Source organism: Leclercia sp. CFBP8987 (assembly GCF_034044995.2).
GTDB classification, from domain to species: domain Bacteria; phylum Pseudomonadota; class Gammaproteobacteria; order Enterobacterales; family Enterobacteriaceae; genus Enterobacter; species Enterobacter tamurae.
In genome coordinates, this window is sequence record NZ_CM188255.1 from 4,038,954 (window position 1) to 4,065,342 (window position 26,389).

A 26,389-nucleotide genomic window follows, 5' to 3' on the forward strand; every position below is an offset into this window, starting at 1 on the left:
GTTACCGGGAAAACGTTATTCCGCTGGCTCTTTCACACGCTTGAAGTTCACGTCCATCTGCGGGTACGGGAAGCTGATACCGTTGGCGTCAAAGTCGCGTTTCACGCGTTCCAGCACATCCCAGTAAACGCTCTGCAGATCGCCGCTGTGGCTCCAGATGCGCACCACAAAGTTGATAGATGAAGCACCCAGCTCGTTCAGGCGAACGGTCATCTCACGATCTTTCAGAATGCGGTCATCCGACTCGATAATGTTAGTCAGGAGCTGCTTAACCTTGTCGATATCCGAGTCGTACGCCACGCCAATGATGAACTCATTGCGACGGACCGGTTCACGAGAGAAGTTAATGATGTTGTTGGCGATGATTTTCCCGTTCGGGATCACGACCATCCGGCCATCCGCGCTGCGCAGGGTGGTAGAGAAGATCTGCACCTGCAGCACGGTACCGGCCACGCCGCCGAGATCAACATATTCGCCAGAGCGGAACGGACGGAAGGTCACCAGCAGTACCCCGGCCGCCAGGTTAGACAGCGAGCCCTGCAAGGCCAGACCAATTGCCAGACCGGCGGCACCCAGCACGGCGATAACCGATGCCGTTTGCACCCCGACACGGCCCAGAGCCGCAATCAGCGTAAACGCGATAACGCCGTAGCGCACCAGTGCGGAGAGGAAATCTGCCACCGTGGCATCAATATGACGCGCCCGCATCACGCGGTTGACGGCGTTAGAGATGATGCGCGCCACGATCATACCGATGATGATAATGGCGATGGCCGCCACAATGTTTACGGCGTAACTCAACAGCAATGCCTGGTTACGCACCAGCCAGGAGCCCGCGTTATTGATGCTATCCACAACACCGAGATCTTCCATTCACTATTCCTTATCTAAGCAAACCATAGAAATGCATCCCCCATCGAGGCAGGCAAGTTAGTAAAGGGTAAACAAAAGCGGGGGCTTTTGCCAAACAGATCACAGAAATAGTGCCCGTAGCCAGTTGAAAAAGCATAAAAAAAGCCCGCAATTAATGCGGGCTTTCTGAGGCTATCAGCAGTGCAAATTACAGAACGTCAACCGCGTTCAGCTCTTTGAATGCCTGCTCCAGACGCGTCACCATAGAGGCCTGGGCTGAACGCAGCCATACGCGTGGATCGTAGTATTTCTTGTTCGGCTGGTCTTCGCCTTTCGGGTTGCCCAGCTGGCCCTGCAGGTAAGCTTCGTTGGTTTTGTAGTACTGCAGGATACCGTCCCAGGTTGCCCATTGGGTGTCGGTATCGATGTTCATTTTGATAACACCGTAGCTTACGGAGTCTTTGATTTCCTGAGCAGAAGAACCGGAACCGCCGTGGAAGACGAAGTTCAGGCTGTTGTGCGGCAGGTTGTGTTTCTTAGAAACGTATTCCTGAGAATCACGCAGAATGGTTGGGGTCAGAACCACGTTGCCTGGCTTGTACACGCCGTGTACGTTACCGAAGGAGGCAGCGATGGTGAAGCGCGGGCTGATTTTGCTCAGCTCGGTATACGCATAATCAACGTCTTCTGGCTGAGTGTACAGGGCAGAAGCGTCCATGTGGCTGTTGTCCACACCATCTTCTTCACCACCGGTGCAACCCAGTTCGATTTCCAGAGTCATGTCCATTTTGGCCATGCGCGCCAGGTATTTGGAGCAGATCTCGATGTTCTCTTCCAGAGACTCTTCAGACAGGTCGATCATGTGAGAAGAGAACAGTGGCTTACCGGTTGCTGCGAAGTGTTTTTCGCCCGCGTCCAGCAGACCGTCGATCCACGGCAGCAGTTTCTTCGCGCAGTGGTCAGTGTGCAAGATAACCGGAACACCGTAGTGCTCAGCCATCTGGTGTACGTGATGTGCGCCAGAGATTGCGCCCAGGATTGCCGCGCCCTGAGGAACGTCAGTTTTCACGCCTTTACCTGCGATAAACGCAGCACCGCCGTTAGAGAACTGAACGATTACCGGAGCTTTAACTTTTGCTGCGGCTTCCAGTACGGCGTTAATAGAGTCGGTACCGACGCAGTTAACCGCTGGCAGAGCAAAGTTGTTTTCTTTTGCTACCTGGAACACCTTCTGAACGTCATCACCAGTGATCACGCCAGGTTTTACGAAATCAAAAATTTTAGACATGTTGCGAGTCCTGTATCTTCGGCCTTGGAAAGGGGCGAGCTCTTAAAAGCACGCTGAAATTTGGGCAGGTTTCCCTGCCCTAAAATGGCTTACTTCTTAGCGCGCTCTTCGAGCATGGCTACTGCTGGCAGAACTTTGCCTTCCACGAATTCGAGGAATGCGCCGCCGCCAGTGGAGATGTAGGAGATCTTGTCGGAAATACCGAACAGATCGATTGCTGCCAGGGTATCACCGCCGCCAGCAATGGAGAATGCGTCGCTGTCTGCAATCGCGTTAGCCACGATTTCAGTACCTTTACGGAAGTTCGGGAATTCGAACACGCCAACCGGGCCGTTCCACAGAATGGTTTTCGCATTCTTCAGGATCTCAGCCAGTTTTTCTGCAGAGGCATCGCCCAGGTCCAGAATCTGCTCTTCATTTTTGATGTCAGAGACAGATTTCAGCTCAGCGGTAGCGGTTTCAGAGAACTCAGTCGCTACGCGAACGTCAGTTGGAACCGGGATATCACAGGTGGTCAGCAGGCGTTTTGCTTCGTCAACCAGATCTGCTTCGTACAGGGATTTACCCACGTTGTGGCCCTGAGCGGCAACGAAGGTGTTGGCGATGCCGCCACCGACGATCAGCTGGTCAGCGATTTTGGACAGAGAGTCCAGTACGGTCAGTTTGGTAGAGACTTTAGAACCGCCAACGATAGCAACCATTGGACGAGCTGGTTCTTTCAGAGCTTTGCCCAGTGCTTCCAGTTCGTCTGCCAGCAGTGGACCTGCACAGGCGACGTCAGCGAATTTACCGATACCGTGAGTAGAAGCCTGCGCACGGTGAGCAGTACCGAAAGCATCCATTACGAACACGTCGCACAGGGCTGCGTATTTTTTGGACAGGGTTTCGTCGTCTTTCTTCTCGCCTTTGTTAAAGCGAACGTTTTCCAGAACAACCAGTTCACCTTCAGCAACTTCAACGCCGTCCAGGTAGTCTTTAACCAGACGTACCGGGCTGGACAGTTTGTCTTTCAGGTAATTAACAACCGGCAGCAGAGAGAATTCTTCGTTGTACTCGCCTTCGGTCGGACGACCCAGGTGGGAGGTGACCATCACTTTTGCACCCTGCTTCAGTGCCAGTTCGATGGTTGGCAGAGAGGCACGGATACGTGCGTCGCTGGTGACTTTCCCATCTTTAACCGGTACGTTCAGATCCGCACGGATGAAAACGCGTTTACCTGCCAGATCCAGATCGGTCATCTTAATTACAGACATGGTGAATCCTCTCGTTGATTCTTAAAGTTTTGCAGACGCAATACGCGCCTTACCTGAAACCTTGTGCGGCCATGGCTAACGTGGTGTCGAGCATCCTGTTAGCAAAGCCCCATTCATTATCACACCAGACCAGCGTTTTGATCAGATGCGCTCCACTCACGCGCGTTTGAGTGCCATCAACAATGGCGCTGTGCGGATCGTGGTTAAAATCTACTGAGACCAACGGTAATTCCGTATAGTCAACTATACCATGAAATGCTTGCTGTGCCGCTTTTTGCAGCAACAGGTTGACCTCACAGGCTTTTACCGGTTTCTTCACGGTCACGCTGAGGTCGATCGCCGTCACGTTGATGGTAGGAACACGCACGGCGATAGCTTCAAAACGGTCTTCAAATTGCGGGAAAATTCGGGTAATCCCGGCCGCCAGTTTGGTATCCACCGGGATAATCGACTGACTCGCCGCGCGAGTGCGTCTCAGGTCCGGATGGTATGCGTCAATGACCTGCTGATCGTGCATGGCGGAGTGAATCGTGGTCACGGTGCCCGATTCAATGCCATAGGCATCGTCCAGCAGTTTGATGACCGGAATAATACAGTTGGTGGTGCAGGAGGCATTGGAGACGATGCGGTGTTCCGCTTGCAGCTCATGATGGTTAACGCCATAAACCACCGTGGCATCGAGATCGTTACTGCCGGGATGTGAGAAGAGCACTTTCTTCGCGCCAGCCGCCAGATGGGCTTCGCCATGTTCGCGATTGCCGTAGACGCCGGTACAGTCGAGCACCACATCCACGCCCAGCTCACGCCAGGGTAAGGCGTCGATCGTCTGCTCGTGCAGTACACGAATCACGTCATCACCGACGAACAGCTGCTCTCTCTCCTGACGAACGTCCCAGGCGAAGCGCCCATGGCTGGTGTCATATTTCAATAAATGCGCCATGCCTGCGGCATCGGCCAGTTCATTGATGGCCACCACGGTCATTTCCGCCCGGCGCCCGGATTCATATAAAGCACGAACCACGTTACGTCCGATGCGACCGAAACCATTAATCGCTACGCGTACGGTCATAAGTCTCCTGCAAAGCTTTCCCTGATTCGAGGTGGCTGACAGAGTAATCCAGCAACGCTCTGAGGGGAATCCTCGCCTGTCACAAACTCCAACTGATTGGTCATTTGTCGAACGTTTAATCGACTGAAACGCTTCAGCCAGAATAAGCGAAACGTGGAATAAAGGGAATGAGCCCTCGGACCAATAAGCCAGCTATATGACTTGCGTCACATTTTTAATGGAATAATTCACAGCGCAGTTACATGCAGGAGGAATAGTAGATACAAAAAAGCCGGGTGGCGAGGTAAAAGCAAAACGGTAACCCAGGGGTTACCGTTTTTGGTGTTTGCACCCTCTCCCGTGGGAGAGGATTGGGGTGAGGGCATCAGCCCGCACCGTACCAGCAATTACAGCAGTTCTTTCGCTTTTGCGACCACGTTCTCAACGGTGAAGCCAAACTCTTCGAACAGCTGCTCAGCCGGAGCAGACTCACCGAAGGTGGTCATGCCGACGATAGCGCCGTTCAGGCCCACGTATTTGAACCAGTAGTCAGCGATACCCGCTTCCACAGCCACACGAGCGGAGACCGCTTTCGGCAGCACGGATTCACGGTACGCCGCGTCCTGCTTGTCAAAGGCATCGGTAGACGGCATGGAAACCACGCGCGCTTTCACGCCTTCGCCTGCCAGTTGATCCCAGGCCGCAACCGCCAGTTCAACTTCAGAACCGGTAGCGATGAAGATCACCTGTGGCTGACCGTCGCAATCTTTCAGCACGTAACCGCCGCGGGCGATGTTCGCCAGCTGCGCTTCGGTACGATCCTGCTGAGCCAGGTTCTGACGGGAGAGGATCAGTGCGGTCGGGCCGTCCTGACGCTCAACGCCATATTTCCACGCTACCGCGGATTCAACCTGGTCACATGGACGCCATGTGGACATGTTCGGGGTCACACGCAGAGAAGCAACCTGCTCAACCGGCTGGTGAGTCGGGCCATCTTCGCCCAGACCGATGGAGTCGTGGGTATAAACCATCACCTGACGCTGTTTCATCAGCGCAGCCATACGCACCGCGTTACGGGCATATTCCACGAACATCAGGAAGGTGGAGGTGTACGGCAGGAAACCACCGTGCAGGGAGATACCGTTGGCAATCGCAGTCATACCGAATTCACGTACACCGTAATGGATGTAGTTACCGGCAGCATCTTCGTTGATCGCTTTAGAACCGGACCAGATGGTCAGGTTGCTTGGCGCCAGGTCAGCGGAGCCGCCGAGGAACTCTGGCAGCCACGGGCCGAAGGCTTCGATGGCATTCTGGGACGCTTTACGGCTGGCGATTTTGGACGGGTTCGCCTGCAGTTTAGCGATGAACTCGTTCGCTTTGGCGTCGAAGTCAGCCGGCATGTCACCTTTCATACGACGGGTGTATTCAGCCGCTTCCTGTGGGAAGGCTTTAGCGTAGGCAGCAAATTTCTCGTTCCATGCTGCTTCTTTTGCCTGACCGGCTTCTTTGGCATCCCACTGCGCGTAGATCTCAGATGGGATCTCAAACGCGGCGTGTTTCCAGCCCAGCTGTTCGCGGGTCAGGGCGATCTCTGCGTCACCCAGCGGTGCACCGTGAGAGTCGTGGGTGCCGGCTTTGTTCGGGGAACCGAAACCGATGATGGTTTTGCACATCAGCAGGGACGGCTTGTCGGTTACAGCGCGTGCTTCTTCTACTGCACGTTTGATCGCGTCAGCATCGTGACCGTCAACACCACGTACCACGTGCCAGCCGTAGGCTTCGAAACGTGCTGCGGTATCGTCGGTGAACCAGCCTTCAACGTGACCATCAATGGAGATGCCGTTGTCGTCATAGAACGCAACCAGTTTGCCCAGCTTCAGGGTACCGGCCAGGGAGCATACCTCGTGAGAGATACCTTCCATCATGCAGCCGTCGCCGAGGAACGCATAGGTGAAGTGGTCAACAATGTCGTGACCCGGACGGTTGAACTGCGCCGCCAGCGTCTTCTCAGCAATTGCCATGCCCACGGCGTTAGCAATCCCCTGCCCCAGCGGACCAGTAGTGGTTTCAACACCTGCGGTGTAGCCCACTTCCGGGTGACCCGGGGTTTTGGAGTGCAGCTGACGGAAGTTTTTCAGCTCTTCGATTGGCAGCGCATAGCCGGTGAGGTGCAGCAGGCTGTAGATCAGCATGGAGCCATGGCCGTTGGACAGTACGAAACGGTCGCGGTCAGCCCAGGCCGGGTTCTGCGGGTTGTGGTTCAGGAAATCACGCCACAGGACTTCGGCAATGTCAGCCATACCCATCGGGGCACCCGGGTGACCGGATTTAGCTTTTTGTACAGCATCCATGCTCAGCGCACGAATAGCATTGGCAAGCTCTTTACGTGAGGACATTTTGACTCCAGATCGGATGTTGAAGGCCATACCCGTTTCGGCTTGACGACAGCGCGTTTTGGGCTACGCCAGAAAAAAGTGCCAACAATGTAACCCAAGCGACAAAGCATGTACATGGACCATTCTTTTGCCGGTTAAGAAATCTCTGGAACAGGCTCGCACGTTGCGCAATCTTCTCGCCCGCCTTCGTTTATATTCTTTATACTCAGGGTACTCCGGCCTCGCTGCCGTGATGTAATTTCAGAATTTATCGTGTTTAACGAGTGCGGAAGCAACCTAATGAAAATGCGTGCAATAGTGCTGGCTCTGGGAACAACGCTCCTGCTGAGCGGGTGTCAGAATATGGACTCCGGCGGTCTGATGAGCTCTGGAGCAGAGGCGTTTCAGGCCTACTCCCTGAGCGATGCTCAGGTCAAAACATTAAGCGATGAAGCCTGTAAGGAGATGGACGGTAAGGCTACCATCGCCCCGGCAGGCAGCACTTACGCTCAGCGTCTGGACAAGATTGCTTCTGCGCTTGGTGACAACATTAATGGCCAGCCGGTGAACTATAAGGTTTACATGGCCAAAGACGTCAACGCCTTTGCGATGGCCAACGGCTGTATCCGCGTCTACAGCGGGCTGATGGATATGATGACCGACAACGAAGTTGAAGCGGTTATCGGGCATGAAATGGGTCACGTTGCCCTCGGCCACGTGAAGAAAGGCATGCAGGTTGCACTTGGCACCAACGCCGTGCGCGTGGCGGCAGCGTCTGCCGGCGGCATTGTCGGGAGCCTGTCCCAGTCGCAGCTTGGCGATCTCGGTGAAAAACTGGTCAACTCCCAGTTCTCCCAGCGTCAGGAATCTGAAGCGGATGACTACTCTTACGATCTGTTGCGCAAACGCGGCATCAATCCGTCAGGTTTAGCCACCAGCTTCGAAAAACTGGCGCAACAGGAAGCGGGCCGTCAAAGCTCAATGTTTGACGACCACCCTGCTTCTGCTGCACGTGCGCAGCATATTCGCGATCGCATGGCTACAGACGGCATTAAATAATCTAGAAAAACAGGCCGGGCAACGCGTCCCGGCCTGTCTCTTAATTACTCGCCTTTTTTCGCCGCCTGGATGTAGAGCATTTCCAGAGCCAGGGTCGCCGCGGCCAGCGCGGTGATCTCGGACTGGTCGTAAGCAGGCGCGACTTCCACCACGTCCATACCCACGATGTTCAGATCCTTCAGGCCACGTACCAGCTTAATAGCGCGATCGGAGGTCAGGCCGCCGATCACCGGGGTGCCGGTACCTGGCGCAAAGGCCGGATCCAGGCAGTCGATGTCGAAGGTCAGGTATACCGGCATATCGCCAACGATCTGCTTCACCTGCGCGATGATGTCATCCACGCCGCGATCGTTCACCTGACCTGCGTCCAGCACGGTGAAGCCGTTGTCTTTATCGAACTCGGTACGAATCCCGATCTGCACGGAGTGGTTCGGATCGATCAGGCCTTCTTTCGGCGCGGTGAAGAACATGGTGCCGTGGTCGAATTCGCAACCGTTCGCATAGGTGTCGGTATGGGCATCGAAATGCACCAGCGCCATCTTACCGAAATGCTTCGCGTGAGCGCGCAGCAGCGGCAGGGTCACGAAATGGTCACCCCCGAAGGAGAGCATACGCTTGCCGGCAGCCAGCAGCTTCTCAGCGTGGGCCTGCAGCTTTTCGCTCATTTCACGCGCATCACCGAAGGCATAGACCAGGTCACCGCAGTCAACCACGTTCAGGCGCTCGCGCATGTCGAAGTTCCACGGGAAACGGTTGTGCTCCCAGGCCAGATTGGTGGAGACCTGACGGATCGCTGCCGGGCCATGACGGCCACCGGCACGACCGGATGTCGCCATATCAAACGGCACACCGGTGATCACCCAGTCCGCATCGCTGTCGTACGGCTGGAAATTCATCGGAAGGCGTAAAAAACCAAAAGCGTTAGATACCAGGGAGTTATCGTACTGATGCCCTAAAGTGCTCATGTCCTGACCTCTTTATAACGTCGGTGCATTAAAAATAGATGAAAAAAAATCCCCTCCGCGTCGTTAAACCCGACGAGGAAGGGATTGATTCGAATAGTGCCTGTTGCGGCGGATTATCGCCGCTATTTCATACGGGTTCAAGTGAGTATAGGGCATTGTGCGGGCTTTACCCCTCACCCTAACCCTCTCCCCAGAGGGGAGAGGGAAGAATGCTTACTCGTCTTCCAGATAGGTATAGCCGTACAGACCCGCTTCAAACTCTTCCAGGAACTGTTTCTGCAGAGTGTCGTCGAGATCGGTCTTTTTCACCTGATCGCGGAACTGGGTCAGCAGCTTGTTCGGATCGAGCTGCACGTACTGCAGCATATCCGCCACGGTGTCACCCTCGTCAGAGAGCTCCACTTCGACATTGCCGTCAGGGAAGACAAACACGTCAACCGCTTCGGTATCCCCGAACAGGTTGTGCATGTTGCCCAGGATCTCCTGATACGCCCCGACCATAAAGAAGCCCAGCATTGGCGGGTTCTCCGGATCGTACTCCGGCATTGGCATGGTGGTGGCGATGCCGTCCCCGTCAATGTAGTGGTCGATCGCCCCGTCTGAGTCACAGGTGATATCCAGCAGCACCGCGCGGCGCTCAGGGATCTGATTCAGCCCTTCCAGCGGCATAACCGGGAACAGCTGGTCGATACCCCAGGCATCCGGCATCGACTGGAACAGGGAGAAGTTGACGTACATCTTGTCCGCCATACGCTCCTGCAGCTCGTCGATAATCGGACGGTGCGCACGGTTGCTCGGGTCGAGCTGTTTCTGCACTTCGTGACACATGTTCAGATACAGCTGCTCGGCCCAGGCACGCTCCTGCAGGCTGAACGCCCCGGATGAATAGCCGGTATGAATATCGTGCAGATCCATCTGGCTGTCGTGCAGCCATTCACGCAGTGAACGACGGGTGCCCGGCTCGTGCATCTCAATCCAGGTTTCCCACATGCTTTGCAGGGCACGCGGCGCATCGTCTTCCGGTGGTGTCGCTTCGGTGTATTCGTTGCGCTCCACGCCGATGATGTTCGATACCAGCACCGTGTGGTGCGCGGTAACCGCACGTCCGGACTCGGTGATCACCGTCGGGTGCGGCAGACCGTTCTCTTCACAGGCATCGCCAATCGCCCAGATGATGTTATTGGCGTATTCGTTCAGGCCGTAGTTCACCGAGCAGTCAGACTTCGAGCGGGTCCCTTCATAGTCCACACCCAGGCCACCGCCCACGTCAAAGCACTGGATGTTCACGCCGAGCTTATGCAGCTCGACGTAGAAACGGGCCGATTCACGCACGCCGGTGGCGATATCGCGGATGTTGGCCATCTGCGAACCGAGGTGGAAGTGCAGGAGCTGAATGCTGTCCAGACGACCCCGATCGCGCATGATTTCGACCAGCTGCAGTACCTGGTTCGCCGCAAGGCCAAATTTGGATTTTTCGCCGCCGGAGGACTGCCACTTCCCGGAGCCCTGCGAGGCCAGACGCGCACGCACGCCAAGGCGCGGCACCACGTTCAGACGCTCGGCCTCTTCCAGCACGATATTAATCTCAGACATCTTCTCGATGACCAGATAGACCTTGTGGCCCATCTTCTCACCAATCAGCGCCAGACGAATGTATTCCCGGTCTTTATAGCCGTTACAGACGATCACCGAGCGGGTCATGCCGGCATGGGCCAGTACCGCCATCAGCTCCGCTTTGGAACCAGCTTCCAGACCCAGCGGTTCGCCGGAGTGAATTAAGGATTCGATAACGCGACGATGCTGGTTCACCTTGATCGGATAAACCAGGAAATAGTCGCCGTTGTAACCGTAAGATTCACGCGCGCGTTTGAAGGCGGCGTTGATGGAACGCAGACGGTGCTGCAGGATCTGCGGGAAGCAGAACAGTGCAGGCAGACGCTGCCCCTGCGCTTCACGCGCTTTCACCAGTTTTGCGAGATCGACGCGCGCTTCCGGTACGTCAGGATCCGGGCAGACGCTGATGTGGCCCAGTTCATTGACGTCGTAGTAGTTATTGCCCCACCAGGCAATATTGTAAGTGCGCAGCATCTTGCTGGCTTCCTGGGAGCTCATCGCAACCTCCTGCATAGAACGTAGTACACCCTGTTCGCCTGCTGACGAAGGCGAAAACGAAGACATGTCGTCAGACATAGCGAACCTCAATTCTTACTATTCAGTGTAAAACAGTTGACTACTATCGCAGCGTCAATCTGCGATAACAACCCATTATCCGACCGGATTTCCAGCACAGAATGCTGAAAGCCGGGGCGTGCCACCGGTTTCTTATTCATATCATTGTAAAACACGTATCCGAACTCTGTATGACAAGGTCCGGCGAAACCACGAGAAAACTCTTGTATTTACAAGAGCGCCCTTGTTCAGACTTCACAAAGCGTAGTGCCTGCCCTGGAATCCTGAGAAGCGCCGAGATGGGTATAACATCGGCAGGTTTGCAGATTAGAAATGCGAATGGCGGGGAGCATGTTCCGGCCTGAAAGGCAGAACTGACTAAGCGGAAAACGACGGTTCATTATCTCGTATCACCTCCACGCAAGCCTGATAAAACTCGCGACAAGTTAAAGCTAAAAGTTCACTGCTTTACCCGGCTGGAAGTGGCGACACGAAGAAACGTCGTGTGCTTTTTTGTATGAGCCGCGCGCCGCGTTTTATACCGACAAGACAGGGAAAATGCAAAATATAAATGTGCGCATTGCCGGGACCGTCAGCAAAAATTTCCAGTTGGGTTTTCAAGGCCGTAGGCGCATAGATAAAAAAAGCTGGAAATCGGGCGAAGATGTGACCTAAAATAGCCGTCCAGATGTTAATCCATCCATACTGATTAACACTCAGACTGCCAGTGTCATCATCTGCAAGTCCTGGTGGAAAAACCTGCCACGGCTATCCCACACGACGGTTTGAGCTAAACAAATTCTCCTTAGGTAAATTAAAACATGGCAAAACACCTGTTTACGTCCGAGTCTGTATCAGAAGGACATCCTGATAAAATTGCTGACCAAATCTCCGATGCGGTGCTGGATGCGATCCTTGAGCAGGATCCGAAAGCGCGCGTTGCCTGTGAGACCTATGTCAAAACCGGCATGGTAATGGTTGGCGGTGAAATCACCACCAGTGCATGGGTTGATATCGAAGAGATCACCCGTAACACCGTGCGTGAAATCGGCTATGTGCATTCTGATATGGGCTTTGATGCCAACTCGTGCGCCGTACTGAGCGCCATCGGCAAACAGTCCCCTGACATCAACCAGGGCGTTGACCGTGCCGATCCGCTGGAGCAGGGCGCGGGCGACCAGGGCCTGATGTTTGGCTACGCCACCAACGAAACCGACGTGCTGATGCCAGCGCCAATCACCTATGCTCACCGTCTGGTGCAGCGTCAGGCTGAAGTGCGCAAAAACGGCACCCTGCCGTGGCTGCGTCCGGATGCGAAAAGCCAGGTTACCTTCCAGTACGACGACGGCAAAATTGTCGGCATCGACGCGGTAGTTCTCTCCACTCAGCACTCAGAAGATATCGACCAGAAATCTCTGCAGGAAGCGGTGATGGAAGAGATCATCAAGCCGGTTCTGCCGACCGAGTGGCTGAATGCCTCAACCAAATTCTTCATCAACCCAACGGGCCGTTTTGTTATCGGTGGACCAATGGGCGACTGCGGTCTGACCGGTCGTAAGATCATCGTTGATACCTACGGCGGCATGGCGCGTCACGGTGGCGGCGCGTTCTCCGGTAAGGATCCGTCTAAGGTTGACCGTTCTGCTGCGTACGCTGCACGTTATGTTGCTAAAAACATCGTTGCGGCTGGCCTGGCTGACCGTTGTGAGATTCAGGTTTCCTACGCGATTGGCGTGGCAGAACCAACCTCCATCATGGTTGAAACCTTCGGTACCGAAAAAGTGCCAACGGAGCAGCTGACCCTGCTGGTGCGTGAGTTCTTCGACCTGCGTCCATACGGCCTGATCCAGATGCTGGATCTGCTGCACCCAATCTACAAAGAAACCGCCGCTTACGGTCACTTTGGTCGCGAACATTTCCCATGGGAAAAAACCGACAAAGCCGCTCTGCTGCGTGAAGCTGCCGGTCTGAAATAATCGACTGACAGCGCTCCTGAAAGGCCAGCCCCGTGCTGGCCTTTTTGTTTTCGGCTTTATATCGCCCGCCATGAAATCGCTTACACCCAAATAAAATCAGTCCCTTTCGGAATACTCTCTTTGTCACGCCTCCCCCTCTGACATACTTTTACTGTTTCCTAATCAAATCTTTACATTGATGAAACAGCTAAGCCAAATGGAGGGCAAAATGCCTGACAATAAAAAACAGGGGCGGACGTCTAACAAGACGATGACGTTCTTCGTCTGCTTCCTTGCCGCTCTGGCAGGATTACTTTTCGGTCTTGATATCGGCGTTATTGCCGGGGCCTTGCCGTTTATTACGGATGAATTCCAGATCAACTCCCACACCCAGGAGTGGGTGGTGAGCTCGATGATGTTCGGTGCGGCAGTCGGCGCAGTGGGCAGCGGCTGGCTCTCCTTCAAGCTCGGGCGTAAAAAGAGCCTGATGATTGGCGCCATTCTGTTTGTCGCCGGTTCACTGTTTTCCGCCGCAGCACCTAACGTGGAAGTGCTGATTATCTCCCGCGTACTGCTGGGCCTGGCGGTGGGTGTTGCCTCTTATACCGCACCGCTTTACCTGTCGGAGATCGCGCCGGAGAAAATTCGCGGCAGCATGATCTCCATGTACCAGCTGATGATCACCATCGGTATTCTCGGTGCCTACCTTTCCGATACCGCGTTCAGCTACAGCGGCGCATGGCGCTGGATGCTGGGTGTGATTATTATCCCGGCAATCCTGCTGCTGATTGGCGTCTTCTTCCTGCCTGACAGCCCGCGCTGGTTTGCGGCTAAACGGCGCTTTAATGATGCGGAGCGCGTGCTGCTGCGCCTGCGTGATACCAGTGAAGAAGCGAAACGCGAGCTGGAAGAGATCCGCGAAAGCCTGAAGATCAAACAGAGCGGCTGGGCGCTGTTTAAAGAGAACAGTAACTTCCGCCGGGCGGTGTTCCTGGGCGTGCTGCTGCAGGTGATGCAGCAGTTCACCGGGATGAACGTCATCATGTATTACGCGCCAAAAATCTTTGAACTGGCGGGTTACAGCAACACCACCGAGCAGATGTGGGGCACGGTGATTGTCGGTCTGACCAACGTGCTGGCAACCTTTATCGCCATCGGTCTGGTGGATCGCTGGGGCCGTAAACCGACGCTGACCCTGGGCTTCCTGGTGATGGCGATCGGCATGGGCGTGCTGGGCACGATGATGCATATGGGCATCCACTCCACCACCGCACAGTATGCTGCCGTGGCGATGCTGCTGATGTTTATCGTTGGTTTTGCGATGAGCGCCGGTCCGCTGATCTGGGTTCTGTGTTCTGAGATCCAGCCGCTGAAAGGCCGCGATTTCGGTATCACCTGCTCCACCGCTACTAACTGGATCGCCAACATGATCGTCGGCGCAACCTTCCTGACCATGCTCGATACGTTTGGCAACGCCAACACCTTCTGGGTGTACGGTGGTCTGAACCTGCTGTTTATCGTCCTGACCCTGTGGCTGGTTCCTGAAACCAAACACGTGTCGCTGGAACATATTGAACGTAACCTGATGAAAGGTCGTCCACTGCGCGAAATCGGCGCTCACGACTGATCCTTTTGGCTTCCTCCCGCCCGGGAGGAAGCCGCTTGCACCGCCCCGCGACAAACTCTATGCTCTGCCGTTATGAAAACACCCCGTCTCCCCATTGCGCTTCAGCAAGCCGCCATGCGCAGCCTGCGTGATAACCTGGCCAAGGCCAATCTGAAGCTTGCCCGGAACTACCCTGAACCGAAACTGGTCTGGCAGCAGCGCGGCACCGCAGCCGGCACCGCCTGGCTGGATGCATATGAGATCCGCCTCAACCCGGTCCTGATGCTGGAAAATCAGCAGGCTTTTATCGACGAAGTGGTCCCGCATGAGCTGGCGCACCTGCTGGTGTGGAAGCACTTTGGCCGCGTGGCACCCCATGGCAAAGAGTGGAAATGGATGATGGAAGCGGTGCTTGGCGTGCCGGCGCGTCGCACGCATCAGTTCGAGCTTGATTCAGTACGGCGCAATACCTTCCCCTACCGCTGCCCGTGTCAGCAGCACCTGCTCACCGTGCGTCGCCATAATCGGGTAGTGCGCGGCGAAGCTACCTACCGCTGCGTCAAGTGCGGCAACCCTCTTATTGCGGAGTAAGCGGCAGAATCATCAGGAACATTCATGATCTGCCTGATTGCATACAGGAACAACTTTCGTTACGTTGCGGGCTCGTTTTGATACGGAGTTCACGATGTCCCGTAATTTCTCTCTCGCGGTCGCGTTTCTGACGACGGCGTTTTCAGGCCATGTGCTGGCCGAAGGTATCCACAGTTTCTCTCAGGCAAAAGCCGCAGGTGTGAAGGTCAACGCCGACGTCGCAGGTGATTTTTACTGCGGGTGCAAAATTAACTGGCAGGGCAAAAAAGGGGTCGTCGATCTGGCCTCCTGCGGTTACAAAGTGCGTAAAAACGAGAACCGCGCCAGCCGCATTGAATGGGAACATGTCGTCCCGGCCTGGCAGTTCGGCCACCAGCGTCAGTGCTGGCAGGACGGCGGACGTAAAAACTGCGCCAAAGACCCGATCTATCGCCAGATAGAGAGTGATATGCATAACCTGCAACCCGCCGTGGGCGAGGTGAATGGCGATCGCGGCAACTTTATGTACAGCCAGTGGAACGGCGGCGAAGGCCAGTATGGTCAGTGCGCCATGAAGGTAGACTTCAAAGAGAAGCTCGCCGAACCACCAGCCCGCGCCCGGGGCAGCATCGCCCGCACCTACTTCTATATGCGCGATCACTACCAACTGACCCTCTCCCGTCAGCAAACCCAGCTGTTTAACGCCTGGGATAAGCTCTATCCGGTGACCGCCTGGGAATGCCTGCGCGACGAACGCATTGCTAAAGTGCAGGGGAATCATAACCCGTACGTCCAGCGCGCTTGCCAGGCGCAAAAGAGCTAACCTACACTAGCGGCAATTGTTTATTTACATACACCCCTCACCCTAACCCTCTCCCCGCAGGGGAGAGGGGACAGACCGAGCCGGGACCTGGCTATTTATGGAATTCTTTGACTATGCGTATTCCCCGTATTTATCACCCGGAACTGATAACCCCGGACAGTGAAATTGCCCTGTCTGAAGAGGCCGCCAACCACGTTGGCCGTGTGCTGCGCATGGGCGCAGGTCAGGCGATTCAGCTGTTTGATGGTTCAAACCAGGTGTTTGAGGCGGAAATTACCCGCGCCGATAAAAAAAGCGTGCAGGTGAATATCTTGCGTGGCGAAATCGACGATCGTGAATCGCCGCTGCATATCCATTTAGGCCAGGTGATGTCGCGCGGCGAAAAAATGGAATTTACTATCCAGAAATCGATCGAACTGGGTGTAAGCCTCATTACGCCACTTTTTTCTGAGCGCTGCGGCGTTAAACTGGATGCCGAACGTCTGAATAAGAAGCTCCAGCAGTGGCAAAAAATCGCCGTTGCTGCCTGTGAACAGTGTGGCCGCAATCGGGTCCCGGAGATCCGCCCGGCAATGGATCTGGAAGCCTGGTGTGCGGAAGAGGAGCAGGGTCTGAAGCTCAACCTGCATCCCCGCGCCAGCGCCAGCATCAACACCCTGCCGCTGCCGGTTGAGCGCGTGCGGCTGCTGATTGGCCCGGAAGGCGGTCTGTCGGCGGATGAGATCGCCATGACCGCGCGCTACCAGTTTACTGATATTCTGTTGGGACCCCGCGTTCTGCGTACTGAGACCACCGCGCTAACCGCCATCACTGCCCTGCAGGTGCGTTTTGGCGATTTAGGTTGAAGCATTAACGGAGAAGACAATGATTAAGCTCGGCATCGTGATGGATCCCATCACAAGCATCAATATCAAGAAAGATTCCAGCTTCGCTATGCTGCTGGAAGCACAACGTCGCGGCTACCAGCTCCACTATATGGAGATGAGCGACCTGTACCTGATTAACGGCGAAGCGCGTGCGCGCACCCGCATCGTCAACGTCGAGCAGAATTACGATAAATGGTACGAGTTCGGTTCCGAGCAGGATCTGCCCCTGGCCGAACTCGACGTCATCCTGATGCGTAAAGACCCACCGTTCGACACTGAATACATCTACTGCACCTATATTCTTGAGCGCGCAGAAGAGAAAGGGACGCTGATCGTCAACAAACCGCAGAGCCTGCGCGACTGCAACGAGAAGCTCTACACCGCCTGGTTCTCCGACCTGACGCCAGAGACACTGGTGACGCGCAGCAAAACGCAGCTGAAAGCCTTCTGGCAGAAACACGGCGATATCATCCTGAAGCCGCTGGACGGCATGGGTGGCGCGTCTATCTTCCGCGTTAAAGAGGGCGACCCGAACCTCGGGGTGATCGCCGAAACCCTGACCGAGCACGGCTCCCGCTACTGCATGGCGCAGAACTATATCCCGGCGATCGTCGACGGCGATAAGCGCGTGCTGGTGGTGGACGGTGAGCCGGTGCCGTACTGCCTGGCGCGTATTCCGCAGGGCGGCGAAACCCGCGGTAACCTGGCGGCCGGTGGCCGTGGCGAACCGCGTCCGCTGACCGAAAGTGACTGGGAAATTGCCCGCCGCGTCGGCCCGATGTTAAAAGCCAAAGGGCTGATCTTTGTTGGCCTCGACATCATCGGCGATCGTCTGACAGAAGTGAACGTCACCAGTCCGACCTGTATTCGCGAAATCGAAGCAGAATTCCCGGTGTCGATTACCGGCATGCTGATGGATGCGATCGAAAAACGTCTGAAGCAGTAACCTAGCCAATACTATTAGTGACAGTACTCAGCTTTCTCCGCATACTGGGTGCTGTCGCTTTTTAAACCAGGAAACAGAACCTCTGACAATGAATTTACAGCATCACTTTCTGATTGCCATGCCTGCTCTCCAGGATCCCATTTTCCGTCGTGCGGTCGTTTACATCTGCGAGTACAGCGAAGATGGCGCGATGGGTATCATCATCAATAAACCGCTGGAAAATCTTACTGTTGAAGGCATTCTGGAAAAATTAAAAATTTCCCAGGACGAACGTGTTCCTGAAATTCGTCTCGACAAAGCGGTGATGCTGGGCGGCCCACTGGCAGAAGATCGCGGCTTTATCCTGCATACGCCGCCAGGGTTCTCCTCCAGTATCCGTATCTCTGACAATACCGTGATCACCACCTCCCGTGACGTGCTCGAGACCCTGGGCACAGAAAAGCAGCCTGCTGATGTGCTGGTGGCGCTCGGCTATTCCTCGTGGGAAAAAGGCCAGCTTGAGCAGGAGATCCTCGATAACGCCTGGCTGACGGCTCCGGCAGATTTAAACATTCTGTTTAAAACCCCTATCGCCGATCGCTGGCGTGATGCCGCAAAACTGATTGGCATTGATATCCAGACCATGCCTGGCGTAGCGGGGCATGCCTGATGAGCGGCACGCTTCTCGCTTTTGATTTCGGCACTAAAAGTATCGGCGTGGCGATCGGCCAGCGCATCACCGGCACCGCTCGTCCACTGACGGCGCTGAAAGCGCAAAACGGCACCCCGGACTGGAACCTGATTGAGCGGCTGCTGAAAGAGTGGCAGCCGGAGGTAGTGATTGTCGGGCTGCCGCTGAATATGGATGGCACCGAACAGCCCTTGACGGCACGGGCACGCAACTTTGCCAATAAAATTCATGGCCGCTTTGGCGTGGCGATTAAGCTGCATGATGAACGACTGAGCACGGTAGAAGCCCGCGCCGGTCTGTTTGAACATGGCGGTTTTCGTGCGCTCAGCAAAGGCAGCGTCGATTCCGCCTCAGCGGTGATTATCCTCGAAAGCTTCTTCGAGCAGGGTTACTGATCCCCTTCCCTTTGCCCGGCTCCCCGGGCAAATACTTCTTATGCTTCCAGCAACGTGGCGTTGAGCGCCGTTAGTTCAGCCAGACGCGTCCGCACGCTCTCATCGTCAATATTCCACATCCCGGCAAAGGCCAGCGCGGCATGATGCGCGCCCACCGGTAGCGCCATCGACACTTCGCCATCATCATGGTGCCAGATCACACGCCCCTGCTGGCGCTGCTGGGCTACATGCGGGGCGAGATTCTGCCACTGTTCTGGCGTAAAGCGCGGCATCAGCGCCTCGTCCGTCTCACTCGCCAGCAGCGACATGCCAATTACCGATTGCCAGGCAGGCAGCATATGGAAACCGGCCAGCGCCTGGGTGGTCTGGCTACCGGGCACCGAGTGCCAGATATAGATCACCTGGTCCTCCCACAGCACGCCCAGCGCCACCACGATATCGCGTGGCGCATCGCGCTCCAGCCGGGGCAAGGCGCGGGAGAAGAGCTCGGAGCCGCGGATTGACTGGGCCGCCAGGGCATGGATACCGGGGCCTGGCAGGTAGCGTCGATGCTCGTCCTGCATGGTCAGGCCAATAGAGGCCATGGTCATCAGCAAACGGTTCACACGGGTGGTGTTGATCCCCATCAGCCGCGCGAGTTCACGGCAACCGATGGCGCGACCGCTGGAAACCAGATATTGCAGACAGCGAATGCCGTCGATAAGACTTTGGTTCGGTTGTGATGACATAGTCGCTTTCAATGTGTGCAATCAGAGGCTCGATTTTACCGCCCATACGTAAGTATACAAGGCTGTGAAAATCATTCTCTGCCGTAAGCCCGCGCATTAAAGCCGCCCCTGTGCCCTGCGCTCAGCACGGCTCTGCTCGAAGTTCTGCATGCCGGCCTGCAACCCGGTCTGGATCACGCCCGGCAGTTGCCAGGTTTTACCTTCACGGATTAAGTTTGCCGCCGCGGGGGTATTAACCAGTAGCTCAAACAGCGCGACGCGCCCCTGCTGGTTATCCCTTTCGAGCTTTTGCGCCAGCACCGCCCGCAGGCTACCCGCCAGCTGCTTACGTACCGGCTCTTTCTCGTCGGCCGGGAAGGCATCCGCCAGCCGCTCTATCGCCTGCGCCGCGCCGCGGGTATGCAGAGTCGCCAGTACCAGATGCCCGGTCTCGGCGGCAGTGAGCGCAAGGCGGATCGTCTCGCTGTCGCGCAGCTCGCCCAGCAGGATCACATCGGGATCTTCACGCAACGCCGCCCGCAGCGCATCGGCAAAGGAGGGGCAATGCAGGCCAATCTCCCGCTGCTGCACCAGACAGCGCTTGCTCTGATGGATGAACTCCACCGGATCTTCGAGCGTCAGGATATGCCCGTCGCTGTGGTGATTGAGAAAGTCGACCATCGCCGCCAGCGTGGTGGACTTGCCGCTGCCGGTGGCCCCGGTCACCAGAATCAGGCCGTTATCGCTGGTCAGCAGCTCGGGGATCGCCCGCGGTGTGCCCAGGGTAGGCAGCTGCGGGCACTGTTCCGGCAGCAGCCGGAGCGCCAGCGAGCACCCTTGCGTATGGGCGAAGGCGCTGGCCCGCAGCCGGTGGCTCTCCAGGGCGACGGCAAAATCCACCTGCCCCTGAGCGCACCATGCCCCCTGCTGTTCGTCGCTAAGCCAGCTTTTCAGCAGCATCACGACGTCCGGCCCCGGAAAAGGGGCGAACTCCATCTTCCCTCGTCGTCGCCAGCGCGGTGGTGCGTTACTGCACAGGTGTAGATCCGACACGTTATGCTTTACACTAAGGGCCACAATTTCTTCCATATCCATTTAATGATCCTCGGAAAATGAACGACATTGCGCATAACCTGGCACAGGTCAGGAACAAAATCTCAGCCGCGGCAACAGGTTGCGGCCGTGCTTCAGAAGAAGTTACGTTGCTTGCAGTCAGTAAAACCAAACCTGCGAGCGCCATCGCAGAAGCGATTGATGCAGGCCAGCGCATGTTCGGTGAAAACTACGTGCAGGAAGGGGTGGAAAAAATCTGCCACTTCCGGGAAAAAGGCACCGCGGATCTGCAGTGGCACTTTATCGGCCCCTTACAGTCGAACAAAAGCCGACTGGTGGCGGAGCATTTCGACTGGTGTCATACCGTCGATCGGCTGCGTATCGCCAGCCGTCTGAGCGAGCAGCGTCCGGCAGAGATGCCACCGCTTAACGTACTGATTCAAATCAATATCAGCGACGAAAACAGCAAGTCAGGTATTGCTCTGGAAGAGCTGGATCAGCTGGCGGATCAGGTAGCGGCGCTGCCTGGCCTGACGCTTCGCGGACTGATGGCGATCCCGGCCCCGGAGTCAGATTACGACAGGCAGTTTGCCGTCGCCCGGCAAATGGCTGTAGCATTTGAGGCGCTTAAAACACGCTTCCCAACGGTCGACACGCTTTCACTGGGCATGACGGACGATATGGCTGCCGCGATTGCGGCTGGCAGCACCATGGTGCGCATCGGCACAGCAATTTTCGGTGCGCGCGATTACACCCAATAATAAGGAAACCTGAGGAACGCCATGAAGACGTTGACCTTCCTGCTCTCAACCGTCATTGAACTGTATACGATGGTGCTTTTGCTTCGCGTCTGGATGCAGTGGGCTCGTTGTGATTTTTACAACCCCTTCTCACAGTTTGTCGTCAAAGTGACCCAGCCGATTATCGGGCCGCTGCGCCGGGTGATCCCGCCGATGGGGCCCATTGACAGTGCCTCTCTGCTGGTTGCGCTGATCCTGTGCGTGGTGAAAGCGATCGTGCTGTTTATGGTCATCACCTTCCAGCCGATCATCTGGATCGCGGCGGTGTTGATCCTGTTGAAAACGATCGGCCTGCTGGTGTTCTGGGTCCTGATGGTGATGGCGATCATGAGCTGGGTCAGCCGGGGCCGCAGTCCGGTAGAATATTCTTTGATTCAGCTTACCGAACCGCTGCTGCGTCCGATCCGTAACCTGCTGCCTGCCATGGGCGGGATCGACTTCTCCCCAATGATCCTCGTGCTGCTGCTGTATGTGCTCAACATGGGTATCGCTGAACTGCTGCAGTCCACGGGCAACATTCTGCTGCCGGGGCTGTGGATGGCGTTATGAGTGCTGTCAGCACCTGCGCCGACGGGCTGGTTTTACGGCTGTATATTCAGCCGAAAGCCAGCCGTGACTCCATTGTCGGGCTGCATGGCGACGAAGTAAAAGTCGCCATCACCGCCCCTCCTGTGGATGGCCAGGCGAACGCCCATCTGGTGAAGTATCTGGCAAAACAGTTTCGCGTCGCGAAAAGCCAGGTGCTTCTCGAGAAGGGTGAACTGGGGCGCCATAAGCAGGTCAAAATTCTGAACCCGCAACAAATCCCGACGGAAGTCGCGGCTCTGATACAACAGGATTAACACATGCAAAAAGTTGTTCTCGCTACCGGTAATGCCGGTAAGGTGCGCGAGCTGGCCTCGCTGTTAAATGATTTCGGGCTGGATGTGGTTGCGCAAACCGAGCTGGGCGTGGACTCTGCCGAAGAGACCGGCCTGACCTTTATTGAAAACGCCATTCTGAAGGCACGCCACGCGGCGCAGGTTACCGGTCTGCCGGCTATCGCTGATGACTCTGGTCTGGCGGTGGACGTGCTGGGCGGCGCGCCAGGGATCTACTCTGCCCGCTATTCCGGCGTCGATGCCAGCGACCAGCAGAACCTCGAAAAGCTGCTGGAAGCGCTTAAGGACGTACCGGATGATCGGCGCAAGGCGCAGTTCCACTGCGTGCTGGTCTACATGCGCCATGCCGACGATCCTACGCCGATTGTCTGTCACGGCAGCTGGCCGGGTGTGATTGCCCGCGAAGCGGCAGGCAACGGCGGCTTTGGCTACGACCCTATTTTCTTTGTCCCGTCTGAGGGCAAGACCGCTGCGGAGCTGACCCGCGACGAAAAAAGCGCGATTTCCCATCGTGGGCGCGCACTGAAACTGTTACTGGAAGCGTTACGTAATGGCTAATTTGCCACCTCTGAGTCTTTATATTCACATCCCTTGGTGCGTGCAGAAATGCCCGTACTGCGATTTCAACTCGCATGCGCTGAAAGGCGAAGTGCCTCATGACGATTACGTTCAGCATCTGCTTGCCGATCTGGACGCCGACGTAGCTTACGCGCAGGGACGTGAAGTTAAGACTATCTTCATTGGTGGCGGTACGCCGAGCCTGCTCTCAGGCCCGGCGATGCAGACGCTGCTGGATGGCGTGCGTGCGCGCCTCAATCTGGCAGCGGATGCAGAAATTACCATGGAGGCCAATCCGGGTACGGTTGAGGCCGATCGTTTTGTCGAGTATCAGCGTGCCGGTGTAAATCGGATCTCCATTGGGGTACAGAGCTTCAGCGAGCCGAAGTTAAAGCGTCTGGGGCGTATTCATGGCCCGGGTGAAGCTAAGCGCGCCGCACATCTGGCAACCGGTCTGGGCCTGCGTAGCTTTAACCTCGACCTGATGCACGGCCTGCCGGATCAGTCCCTGGAGGAAGCGCTGGACGATCTGCGTCAGGCCATTGAGCTGAACCCGTCACACCTCTCCTGGTATCAGCTGACCATTGAGCCGAACACGCTGTTTGGTTCACGCCCGCCAGTGCTGCCTGATGACGACGCGCTGTGGGATATTTTCGAGCAGGGCCATAGGCTTTTGACCGCCGCCGGGTATCAGCAGTACGAAACATCGGCCTATGCGAAGCCGGGCTACCAGTGCCAGCACAACCTGAACTACTGGCGTTTTGGCGACTATCTGGGCATTGGCTGCGGCGCCCATGGCAAAGTGACCTTCCCGGACGGTCGTATTCTGCGTACCGCCAAAACGCGTCACCCGCGTGGCTATATGGAAGGACGCTATCTGGAGCGCCAGCACGACGTCGAAGCAGAAGATAAGCCATTTGAGTTCTTTATGAACCGCTTCCGTCTGCTGGAAGCCGCGCCGCGCGTGGAGTTTGCGCTGTATACCGGATTACCGGAATCGGTGATTCGCCCGCAGATTGACGAGGCGCTGGCGCAGGGATACCTGACCGAATGCGCGGAGTACTGGCAGATCACCGAGCATGGCAAACTGTTCTTAAACTCCCTTCTTGAGCTGTTCCTCGCCGAAGAGTCCTGAAGCCTGATTCAGGATTTTGCATCCCGTTCTGCTGGCTGAAGGAAAAGCTGGCAGAGTGCGGGGATGGAAATTATTCGTTCTTATGCAAAGCAGCTTCGACGCGAGCTGACGACAGAAGAGAGACGACTCTGGTATCTGTTACGCAGTCGCCGGTTCGCTCACTATAAATTTCGTCGCCAGCATCCTGTCGGGAATTACATTCTGGATTTCGTCTGTTGCGAGGCGCGTCTGGTCATTGAGCTGGATGGGGGGCAACATGTTGAAAGAGAAGAATATGACCGGCAAAGAACAGCCTGGTTGAATCAAAAAGGCTGGCTGGTGATTCGATTCTGGAACAACGAGGTGTGGAATAACGAGGAAGGGGTGCTGAACAGTATTTTAGAGAATCTGCAAACGCTGCTACCCTCACCCCGGCCCTCTCCCTGAAAGGGAGAGGGAGCAAACCATTCCCTCGCCCCTTTGGGGAGAGGGTTAGGGTGAGGGGCCCAGACCGCACTAACCTACTTCAGCGCTCCCACCAGCCCCTTGCGGCTCTCTTCCAGCGACACCACGCGTTTACACACGTCTTTGCCGAACGCTTTGAAATCCGCTTCCTGGTTCTTCCACTCGTTCTGAATCGAGGTTTGCAGACCACCCAGGCTACCCAGCACGCCCTGCAGCGGGTTGCCGCCGCCTTTGAGCACCGCTTTGGCACCCATCTCGTTGATGCTGTCCTGCAGAATGCCACCCATCGCCTGATTCACCAGCTGCTGGCCATCGGCACGCACCTGATCGATCGCCTGATAGTGGAACGTCAGGCCATCGGTACGATGCTCAATAATCCGGTTCATCTGCTCTTTTAGCTGGGCGTCTAGTTTGGTCAGGCGCGAGCGCATATTGCTACTCTCCCCCACCTCTTTGGCGATGATCTTATCCAGCGCGACACGGCCTTTTTCCACGCGGGTCAGAGCGCCTTCGTCGATCCACGGCAGCGCGCTGCGCAGATCGGCCTGGTAATCTTTTGCCTGTTCACGTTGGGCTGCGCTCAGTTGATACTGCTTGCCGTTAAACATGACGTTGCCATCCGGGGTGATCACCAGATTGCCGTTCTCACCTTTTACCTGCACGGTTTGCGGGCTCAGGATCACGTCGTCACGCGGCGTGACTTCGCATTTGTAATCTGCGTGAGCGGTCAGAGCCGTGGTCATTAAAGCCGCAGCGAGCAGCGTTTTGCGCATCATATATTCTCCCTCAGACAAAACGGGCCAGCAATTGCTGGCCCCTGATGCTCTATTAGTCCCACCAAATATCGAAAAGTTCGCTGACGCGTACCTCTTCGAATTTGTGGTCTTCCAGCCACTTACGCACGATAGCCTGATGCTCTTCGGTGCACTGGCCAATCTCTTGTTTGCAGATCAGACCTTCCCACGCCAGGTAGCCGCTGCCGTCAAATGCCAGCTTGTTCGGCTCGATAACTTCATTGATGAACGCATCCACGTCTTCATCAATTTTTTCTACACTGGTGCCTTCCGGGAAACGCCATGCAACCGAAAAACCAATTTCCTGGAATTCTTCGATGTGCATTTTCTTACGCAGACGACGGCTACGGTTCTTTGCCATTATTTCACCCTCTCGAACATTAAGTCCCATACGCCGTGACCAAGACGATGGCCACGCTGTTCAAATTTCGTTACCGGACGTGAGTCAGGACGCGGCACATAATCGTTGCTCACCGACTGGTTTTTATACCCGTCGAGCGCTGACATCACCTCCAGCATATGTTCCGCATACTGTTCCCAGTCGGTCGCCATGTGGAAAACGCCACCCAGCTTCAGTTTGCTTTTTACCAGCTCAGCAAAGGGAGCCTGAACGATACGGCGTTTATTATGACGTGCTTTGTGCCATGGGTCAGGGAAAAAGAGCTGAACCATGTTCAGAGAATTGTCAGGGATCATCTTGTGCAGCACTTCTACCGCGTCATGACACATCACCCGCAGGTTCTCAACGCCCTCTTCATGGGCCGTTGCCAGGCACGCGCCCACGCCCGGGGAGTGAACCTCAATGCCGAGGAAATTCTGCTCCGGACGCGCTTTTGCCATGGTCACCAGTGAAGCGCCCATGCCGAAACCGATCTCCAGCGTAATCGGCGCGTCGCGGCCAAACAGCTCAACGAAATCGAGCGGCTGTTCGGTGAACTCCACGCCCATCACCGGCCAGTAGTTATCCAGCGCGTGTTGCTGCCCCTTTGTCAGGCGACCCTGACGGCGGACAAAGCTGCGAATACGGCGCAGCGGGCGACCGTTTTCATCAAATTCCGGTGATATGACGTCGTTTTTCATAAAAGAGTAGTCTGCTTGTGAAAATGTTCGGGAAACGGGCATTATCCAAAGTTAATGATGGGATGCAAGCATGGGAAAGATCCGGTTTACAGCC

Annotated in this window: 29 protein-coding genes; 15 read left to right on the plus strand and 14 right to left on the minus strand. The window is 55.9% G+C overall.

The window, feature by feature from the left end; translation table 11 throughout:
- Window positions 1-15 precede the first annotated feature (15 nt).
- From SOM40_RS19405 to tkt, 5 genes are all read right to left on the minus strand, one after another.
- Window positions 16-873, minus strand: a complete 858-nt coding sequence (locus SOM40_RS19405) for a small-conductance mechanosensitive channel MscS (protein ID WP_106994365.1) — start codon at window positions 871-873, stop codon at window positions 16-18.
- 187 nt (window positions 874-1,060) lie between these two features.
- On the minus strand, window positions 1,061-2,140 hold the full coding sequence (gene fbaA, locus SOM40_RS19410; RefSeq protein ID WP_166183909.1) for a class II fructose-bisphosphate aldolase: 1,080 nt from the start codon (window positions 2,138-2,140) through the stop codon (window positions 1,061-1,063).
- A gap of 89 nt (window positions 2,141-2,229) precedes the next feature.
- Window positions 2,230-3,393 carry a phosphoglycerate kinase gene (gene pgk / locus SOM40_RS19415; protein ID WP_106994363.1) on the minus strand — a complete coding sequence of 388 codons (1,164 nt, stop codon included), beginning with the start codon at window positions 3,391-3,393 and terminating at the stop codon, window positions 2,230-2,232.
- Window positions 3,394-3,442: 49 nt separating this feature from the next.
- Complete coding sequence (gene epd / locus SOM40_RS19420) at window positions 3,443-4,462, minus strand: erythrose-4-phosphate dehydrogenase (RefSeq protein WP_106994362.1); 1,020 nt, start codon at window positions 4,460-4,462, stop codon at window positions 3,443-3,445.
- Between the two features lie 386 nt (window positions 4,463-4,848).
- Window positions 4,849-6,840, minus strand: coding sequence for a transketolase (gene tkt / locus SOM40_RS19425; protein ID WP_106994361.1), 1,992 nt, complete (start codon window positions 6,838-6,840; stop codon window positions 4,849-4,851).
- A 279-nt stretch (window positions 6,841-7,119) separates the two neighbouring features.
- On the opposite strand from tkt, the gene loiP reads away from it, so the two are divergent.
- A complete protein-coding gene (gene loiP, locus SOM40_RS19430) occupies window positions 7,120-7,878 on the plus strand; it encodes a metalloprotease LoiP (RefSeq protein ID WP_106994360.1) in 759 nt (252 codons plus the stop codon).
- 44 nt (window positions 7,879-7,922) lie between these two features.
- On the opposite strand, the gene speB is transcribed toward loiP, so the two are convergent.
- The 4 genes from speB to yqgG all read right to left on the minus strand — a co-directional run bounded on the left by speB (window position 7,923) and on the right by yqgG (window position 11,413).
- Window positions 7,923-8,843 (minus strand): agmatinase, encoded by a 921-nt coding sequence (speB, locus tag SOM40_RS19435; RefSeq protein ID WP_059307233.1) that lies wholly within the window; start codon window positions 8,841-8,843, stop codon window positions 7,923-7,925.
- Window positions 8,844-9,056: 213 nt separating this feature from the next.
- Complete coding sequence (speA, locus tag SOM40_RS19440) at window positions 9,057-11,033, minus strand: biosynthetic arginine decarboxylase (RefSeq protein ID WP_106994359.1); 1,977 nt, start codon at window positions 11,031-11,033, stop codon at window positions 9,057-9,059.
- Window positions 11,034-11,041: 8 nt separating this feature from the next.
- The gene (gene yqgB / locus SOM40_RS19445; RefSeq protein WP_146145527.1) at window positions 11,042-11,173 is read right to left on the minus strand and encodes an acid stress response protein YqgB; all 132 of its coding nucleotides are present in this window, start codon (window positions 11,171-11,173) and stop codon (window positions 11,042-11,044) included.
- 87 nt (window positions 11,174-11,260) lie between these two features.
- Window positions 11,261-11,413, minus strand: coding sequence for a small protein YqgG (gene yqgG, locus SOM40_RS19450; protein WP_422655544.1), 153 nt, complete (start codon window positions 11,411-11,413; stop codon window positions 11,261-11,263).
- 420 nt (window positions 11,414-11,833) lie between these two features.
- Here yqgG and metK point away from each other — a divergent pair, with 420 nt between their 5' ends.
- The 8 genes from metK to ruvX all read left to right on the plus strand — a co-directional run bounded on the left by metK (window position 11,834) and on the right by ruvX (window position 18,843).
- Window positions 11,834-12,988 carry a methionine adenosyltransferase gene (gene metK / locus SOM40_RS19455; protein ID WP_106994356.1) on the plus strand — a complete coding sequence of 385 codons (1,155 nt, stop codon included), beginning with the start codon at window positions 11,834-11,836 and terminating at the stop codon, window positions 12,986-12,988.
- Between the two features lie 208 nt (window positions 12,989-13,196).
- A complete protein-coding gene (galP, locus tag SOM40_RS19460) occupies window positions 13,197-14,594 on the plus strand; it encodes a galactose/proton symporter (protein ID WP_106994355.1) in 1,398 nt (465 codons plus the stop codon).
- Between the two features lie 72 nt (window positions 14,595-14,666).
- A complete protein-coding gene (locus SOM40_RS19465) occupies window positions 14,667-15,164 on the plus strand; it encodes a SprT family zinc-dependent metalloprotease (RefSeq protein WP_320530576.1) in 498 nt (165 codons plus the stop codon).
- A 94-nt stretch (window positions 15,165-15,258) separates the two neighbouring features.
- Window positions 15,259-15,966 carry a deoxyribonuclease I gene (endA, locus tag SOM40_RS19470; protein WP_106994353.1) on the plus strand — a complete coding sequence of 236 codons (708 nt, stop codon included), beginning with the start codon at window positions 15,259-15,261 and terminating at the stop codon, window positions 15,964-15,966.
- Window positions 15,967-16,079: 113 nt separating this feature from the next.
- Complete coding sequence (rsmE, locus tag SOM40_RS19475; RefSeq protein ID WP_106994352.1) at window positions 16,080-16,811, plus strand: 16S rRNA (uracil(1498)-N(3))-methyltransferase; 732 nt, start codon at window positions 16,080-16,082, stop codon at window positions 16,809-16,811.
- A gap of 19 nt (window positions 16,812-16,830) precedes the next feature.
- Window positions 16,831-17,778: a glutathione synthase gene (gshB, locus tag SOM40_RS19480; protein WP_106994351.1), complete on the plus strand. Its 948-nt coding sequence runs from the start codon at window positions 16,831-16,833 to the stop codon at window positions 17,776-17,778.
- Between the two features lie 88 nt (window positions 17,779-17,866).
- Window positions 17,867-18,427 carry a YqgE/AlgH family protein gene (locus SOM40_RS19485; protein WP_032613928.1) on the plus strand — a complete coding sequence of 187 codons (561 nt, stop codon included), beginning with the start codon at window positions 17,867-17,869 and terminating at the stop codon, window positions 18,425-18,427.
- A complete protein-coding gene (gene ruvX, locus SOM40_RS19490) occupies window positions 18,427-18,843 on the plus strand; it encodes a Holliday junction resolvase RuvX (RefSeq protein WP_106994349.1) in 417 nt (138 codons plus the stop codon). The genes SOM40_RS19485 and ruvX overlap by 1 nt, the downstream gene beginning before the upstream one ends.
- 38 nt (window positions 18,844-18,881) lie before the next feature.
- Here ruvX and SOM40_RS19495 read toward each other — a convergent pair whose 3' ends face one another.
- On the minus strand, window positions 18,882-19,571 hold the full coding sequence (locus SOM40_RS19495) for an IclR family transcriptional regulator (protein WP_166183942.1): 690 nt from the start codon (window positions 19,569-19,571) through the stop codon (window positions 18,882-18,884).
- A 96-nt stretch (window positions 19,572-19,667) separates the two neighbouring features.
- Window positions 19,668-20,645 carry a type IV pilus twitching motility protein PilT gene (locus SOM40_RS19500; RefSeq protein WP_320530577.1) on the minus strand — a complete coding sequence of 326 codons (978 nt, stop codon included), beginning with the start codon at window positions 20,643-20,645 and terminating at the stop codon, window positions 19,668-19,670.
- 17 nt (window positions 20,646-20,662) lie between these two features.
- Between SOM40_RS19500 and SOM40_RS19505 the strand changes: the two genes are divergently transcribed.
- The 6 genes from SOM40_RS19505 (at window position 20,663) to SOM40_RS19530 (ending at window position 24,403) form a co-directional block, all read left to right on the plus strand.
- Window positions 20,663-21,364 carry a YggS family pyridoxal phosphate-dependent enzyme gene (locus tag SOM40_RS19505; RefSeq protein ID WP_262671298.1) on the plus strand — a complete coding sequence of 234 codons (702 nt, stop codon included), beginning with the start codon at window positions 20,663-20,665 and terminating at the stop codon, window positions 21,362-21,364.
- Window positions 21,365-21,385: 21 nt separating this feature from the next.
- Entirely contained in the window at window positions 21,386-21,952 is a 567-nt protein-coding gene (locus tag SOM40_RS19510; RefSeq protein ID WP_106994345.1) for a YggT family protein, read from the plus strand.
- The gene (gene yggU / locus SOM40_RS19515; RefSeq protein WP_225758101.1) at window positions 21,949-22,245 is read left to right on the plus strand and encodes a DUF167 family protein YggU; all 297 of its coding nucleotides are present in this window, start codon (window positions 21,949-21,951) and stop codon (window positions 22,243-22,245) included. The genes SOM40_RS19510 and yggU overlap by 4 nt, the downstream gene beginning before the upstream one ends.
- A gap of 3 nt (window positions 22,246-22,248) precedes the next feature.
- A complete protein-coding gene (locus SOM40_RS19520) occupies window positions 22,249-22,842 on the plus strand; it encodes an XTP/dITP diphosphatase (protein ID WP_106994343.1) in 594 nt (197 codons plus the stop codon).
- Complete coding sequence (hemW, locus tag SOM40_RS19525) at window positions 22,835-23,977, plus strand: radical SAM family heme chaperone HemW (protein WP_320530578.1); 1,143 nt, start codon at window positions 22,835-22,837, stop codon at window positions 23,975-23,977. The genes SOM40_RS19520 and hemW overlap by 8 nt, the downstream gene beginning before the upstream one ends.
- 63 nt (window positions 23,978-24,040) lie before the next feature.
- Window positions 24,041-24,403: an endonuclease domain-containing protein gene (locus SOM40_RS19530; protein WP_320530579.1), complete on the plus strand. Its 363-nt coding sequence runs from the start codon at window positions 24,041-24,043 to the stop codon at window positions 24,401-24,403.
- Window positions 24,404-24,477: 74 nt separating this feature from the next.
- On the opposite strand, the gene SOM40_RS19535 is transcribed toward SOM40_RS19530, so the two are convergent.
- Genes SOM40_RS19535 through trmB form a run of 3 tightly spaced genes read right to left on the minus strand, consistent with a single transcriptional unit; the run spans window position 24,478 to window position 26,295 of the window.
- Entirely contained in the window at window positions 24,478-25,197 is a 720-nt protein-coding gene (locus SOM40_RS19535) for a YggN family protein (RefSeq protein WP_320530580.1), read from the minus strand.
- Window positions 25,198-25,249: 52 nt separating this feature from the next.
- Window positions 25,250-25,576 carry a YggL family protein gene (locus tag SOM40_RS19540; RefSeq protein WP_106994340.1) on the minus strand — a complete coding sequence of 109 codons (327 nt, stop codon included), beginning with the start codon at window positions 25,574-25,576 and terminating at the stop codon, window positions 25,250-25,252.
- Window positions 25,576-26,295 (minus strand): tRNA (guanosine(46)-N7)-methyltransferase TrmB, encoded by a 720-nt coding sequence (trmB, locus tag SOM40_RS19545; protein ID WP_106994339.1) that lies wholly within the window; start codon window positions 26,293-26,295, stop codon window positions 25,576-25,578. Before trmB ends, SOM40_RS19540 begins: the two co-directional genes overlap by 1 nt.
- Window positions 26,296-26,389 lie beyond the last annotated feature (94 nt).

Excerpts from the sequence above, each read along its gene's own strand:
- SOM40_RS19540 (WP_106994340.1), bottom strand. The coding sequence starts at position 25,576 with ATGGCAAAGAACCGTAGCCGTCGTCTGCGTAAGAAAATGCACATCGAA.
- loiP (WP_106994360.1), top strand. The coding sequence starts at position 7,120 with ATGAAAATGCGTGCAATAGTGCTGGCTCTGGGAACAACGCTCCTGCTG.
- SOM40_RS19505 (WP_262671298.1), top strand. The coding sequence starts at position 20,663 with ATGAACGACATTGCGCATAACCTGGCACAGGTCAGGAACAAAATCTCA.
- SOM40_RS19510 (WP_106994345.1), top strand. The coding sequence starts at position 21,386 with ATGAAGACGTTGACCTTCCTGCTCTCAACCGTCATTGAACTGTATACG.
- yqgG (WP_422655544.1), bottom strand. The coding sequence starts at position 11,413 with ATGAACCGTCGTTTTCCGCTTAGTCAGTTCTGCCTTTCAGGCCGGAAC.
- SOM40_RS19465 (WP_320530576.1), top strand. The coding sequence starts at position 14,667 with ATGAAAACACCCCGTCTCCCCATTGCGCTTCAGCAAGCCGCCATGCGC.
- pgk (WP_106994363.1), bottom strand. The coding sequence starts at position 3,393 with ATGTCTGTAATTAAGATGACCGATCTGGATCTGGCAGGTAAACGCGTT.
- yqgB (WP_146145527.1), bottom strand. The coding sequence starts at position 11,173 with ATGAATAAGAAACCGGTGGCACGCCCCGGCTTTCAGCATTCTGTGCTG.
- galP (WP_106994355.1), top strand. The coding sequence starts at position 13,197 with ATGCCTGACAATAAAAAACAGGGGCGGACGTCTAACAAGACGATGACG.
- SOM40_RS19485 (WP_032613928.1), top strand. The coding sequence starts at position 17,867 with ATGAATTTACAGCATCACTTTCTGATTGCCATGCCTGCTCTCCAGGAT.
- fbaA (WP_166183909.1), bottom strand. The coding sequence starts at position 2,140 with ATGTCTAAAATTTTTGATTTCGTAAAACCTGGCGTGATCACTGGTGAT.
- tkt (WP_106994361.1), bottom strand. The coding sequence starts at position 6,840 with ATGTCCTCACGTAAAGAGCTTGCCAATGCTATTCGTGCGCTGAGCATG.
- metK (WP_106994356.1), top strand. The coding sequence starts at position 11,834 with ATGGCAAAACACCTGTTTACGTCCGAGTCTGTATCAGAAGGACATCCT.
- SOM40_RS19520 (WP_106994343.1), top strand. The coding sequence starts at position 22,249 with ATGCAAAAAGTTGTTCTCGCTACCGGTAATGCCGGTAAGGTGCGCGAG.
- SOM40_RS19495 (WP_166183942.1), bottom strand. The coding sequence starts at position 19,571 with ATGTCATCACAACCGAACCAAAGTCTTATCGACGGCATTCGCTGTCTG.
- epd (WP_106994362.1), bottom strand. The coding sequence starts at position 4,462 with ATGACCGTACGCGTAGCGATTAATGGTTTCGGTCGCATCGGACGTAAC.
- SOM40_RS19405 (WP_106994365.1), bottom strand. The coding sequence starts at position 873 with ATGGAAGATCTCGGTGTTGTGGATAGCATCAATAACGCGGGCTCCTGG.
- hemW (WP_320530578.1), top strand. The coding sequence starts at position 22,835 with ATGGCTAATTTGCCACCTCTGAGTCTTTATATTCACATCCCTTGGTGC.
- ruvX (WP_106994349.1), top strand. The coding sequence starts at position 18,427 with ATGAGCGGCACGCTTCTCGCTTTTGATTTCGGCACTAAAAGTATCGGC.
- trmB (WP_106994339.1), bottom strand. The coding sequence starts at position 26,295 with ATGAAAAACGACGTCATATCACCGGAATTTGATGAAAACGGTCGCCCG.
- speA (WP_106994359.1), bottom strand. The coding sequence starts at position 11,033 with ATGTCTGACGACATGTCTTCGTTTTCGCCTTCGTCAGCAGGCGAACAG.
- yggU (WP_225758101.1), top strand. The coding sequence starts at position 21,949 with ATGAGTGCTGTCAGCACCTGCGCCGACGGGCTGGTTTTACGGCTGTAT.
- gshB (WP_106994351.1), top strand. The coding sequence starts at position 16,831 with ATGATTAAGCTCGGCATCGTGATGGATCCCATCACAAGCATCAATATC.
- SOM40_RS19530 (WP_320530579.1), top strand. The coding sequence starts at position 24,041 with ATGGAAATTATTCGTTCTTATGCAAAGCAGCTTCGACGCGAGCTGACG.
- SOM40_RS19535 (WP_320530580.1), bottom strand. The coding sequence starts at position 25,197 with ATGATGCGCAAAACGCTGCTCGCTGCGGCTTTAATGACCACGGCTCTG.
- rsmE (WP_106994352.1), top strand. The coding sequence starts at position 16,080 with ATGCGTATTCCCCGTATTTATCACCCGGAACTGATAACCCCGGACAGT.
- endA (WP_106994353.1), top strand. The coding sequence starts at position 15,259 with ATGTCCCGTAATTTCTCTCTCGCGGTCGCGTTTCTGACGACGGCGTTT.
- speB (WP_059307233.1), bottom strand. The coding sequence starts at position 8,843 with ATGAGCACTTTAGGGCATCAGTACGATAACTCCCTGGTATCTAACGCT.
- SOM40_RS19500 (WP_320530577.1), bottom strand. The coding sequence starts at position 20,645 with ATGGATATGGAAGAAATTGTGGCCCTTAGTGTAAAGCATAACGTGTCG.